The sequence below is a fragment of the Neisseria sp. P0021.S005 genome (genome assembly GCF_051956955.1).
Map to the genome: position 1 here is coordinate 1 of NZ_JBQCWY010000744.1, position 1441 is coordinate 1441.

General features: G+C 51.4%; 1 protein-coding gene. It reads right to left on the reverse strand.

Translation table 11 applies throughout. From position 1 onward, the window contains the following. On the reverse strand, window positions 1-1361 hold a 1361-nt coding region (locus ACTHUE_RS18925; RefSeq protein ID WP_440424167.1), incomplete at its 3' end, for a DEAD/DEAH box helicase. Window positions 1362-1441 lie beyond the last annotated feature (80 nt).

Sequence of the window (1441 nt, forward strand, 5' to 3'; positions counted from 1 at the left end):
CCTTTAAAGCCTTCGCCGCCTTTTTTGAAACCGTCAGACTTCTTGAAACCGTCTTTCTTAAAGCCATCTTTCTTGAAACCGTCTTTTTTATGGCCTTCGCCGTTAGCTTTACCGCCGAAACCTTCTTTAGCCGGTTTCTTATCACCACGCCAGCCGCCGGATTTACGATCGCCCCAGCCGCCTTTACCTTTCGGTTTGCCACCGGCAGATTTGCGTTTACGTGTCGGCTCCATGCCTTCGATGGTCAGCTCAGGTAATTTGCGGCCGATGTATTTTTCAATTTTGTGTACTTTGACGTATTCGTTCACTTCGGCAAAAGTAATCGCAATACCGGTACGGCCAGCGCGGCCGGTACGGCCGATGCGGTGAACGTAGTCTTCAGCCTGTTTCGGCAAGTCGTAGTTGATAACGTGGGTAATGGTTGGTACGTCGATACCACGTGCGGCTACATCGGTGGCAACCAAAATTTTGCAGCGGCCTTTGCGCAAGTCCATCAGCGTACGGTTACGCCAGCCTTGCGGCATATCGCCGTGCAGGCAGTTGGCGGAAAAACCTTTTTCATACAATTCATCCGCGATGACTTCGGTCATGGCTTTGGTGGACGTGAAAATCACACATTGATCGATATTGGCATCGCGCAAGATGTGGTCGAGCAGGCGGTTTTTGTGGCGCATATCGTCGCAGTACAGCAGCTGCTCTTCGATTTTGCCTTGATCATCCACACGCTCAACTTCGATGGTTTCAGGGTCTTTGGTCAGTTTGCGCGCCAGTTTGCCCACTGCGCCGTCCCAAGTGGCAGAGAACAACAAAGTCTGACGGTCGCTCGGCGTTGCTTCAACGATGGTTTCGATGTCGTCGATAAAGCCCATGTCCAACATACGGTCGGCTTCGTCCAGAATCAGCACTTCCAAACGTTCAAAATCAACTTTGCCGCTCTGCATCAAGTCCATCAGACGACCCGGAGTAGCGACAATCAGGTCAACCGGTTTGCTCAAAGCACGGGTTTGGTAGCCGAAAGATGCGCCGCCTACAATGCTGACAGTACGGAACCAACGCATATTTTTAGCATACGCCAACGCGTTTTTTTCCACCTGAGCCGCTAGTTCGCGGGTCGGAGTCAACACCAAAGCGCGTGGGCCTTTGCCCGGTTTTTCGCTGCGCTTGGTCAGTTTTTGCAAAGTCGGCAGCAGGAAGGCTGCGGTTTTGCCTGAACCGGTTTGTGCCGAAGCCATAATGTCGCGGCCGTCCAAAGCAAACGGAATCGCTTGCGCCTGAATCGGGGTCGGGCTTTCATAACCCTCGCTGCTTACGGCAGACAAAATGTTTTTATCAAGGTTCAAATCGGCAAATTTAATAGACATATCTATCCTAAGAGACAACAACGCGCACGCCTGAACAATTTCAGACGACCTGAAGCAAAGGAAAGTAACGATACGGGAAA